This window comes from Mesorhizobium sp. P3_A9, assembly GCF_056402975.1.
Genome location: NZ_JBFUGJ010000797.1, coordinates 1 through 611, shown reverse-complemented (window position 1 = coordinate 611; position 611 = coordinate 1). Strand labels below are relative to the sequence as shown.

General features: G+C 57.4%; 1 protein-coding gene. It reads left to right on the top strand.

Translation table 11 applies throughout. From position 1 onward, the window contains the following. Positions 1-370 precede the first annotated feature (370 nt). Complete coding sequence (locus tag AC1DX0_RS36800; RefSeq protein ID WP_477219307.1) at positions 371-580, top strand: DUF680 domain-containing protein; 210 nt, start codon at positions 371-373, stop codon at positions 578-580. Positions 581-611: the final 31 nt, after the last annotated feature.

The window sequence follows — 611 nt, the reverse complement described above, 5'->3', positions numbered from 1 at the left end:
GTCCTTGCGACCGTCAACGAGGTCGATTGCGTCATTGAAAGGCTCAAATCAGCGCACTCGTGATAAAACCGAACCGTTCAGTTCGATTTCTGTTGACGCACTGTGCAGGACGGTGTGAACGCTGGCTCAGCAAAGACGTGCTTGTTGCGTCTCGCGGTCTAGCCTAACCATTTGATATCAAAGAAAAAGATTGTGACCGCCGGAGCCTTGCGCTGGATTTCAAGGTCTGGATTCGACCCGCGCTGGAACATCTTCGTGATTGGAAACGGCAGCAGGGCAGACCCATCTCGGGGTGGTCCGAGCGACGCGAAATTCCTCCCAAGGGCACGCCACTAGACGGACAGGACAGATAAATACTGGAGTAAAGAAAATGACCAAGATCGCTCTTACCGCTGCCGCCATCCTCGTTGCCACGGGCACCGCTTTCGCCGGCAGCGACAATTATGGTTCGGCCAACGTCAATCAGTCCGCCGCCGCCACTGTCGACCATTCGGTCACCGCTTCGATCTCGAAGTCGACCGCAACGGTCCAGGTCCAGGCCCCGCAGGGCGCTGACCGCGATCTGGCCGGCAATCGCTAACCGCGCTTCCCGAACCAGTCGCAACCAACCT

Excerpts from the sequence above, each read along its gene's own strand:
- AC1DX0_RS36800 (WP_477219307.1), top strand. The coding sequence starts at position 371 with ATGACCAAGATCGCTCTTACCGCTGCCGCCATCCTCGTTGCCACGGGC.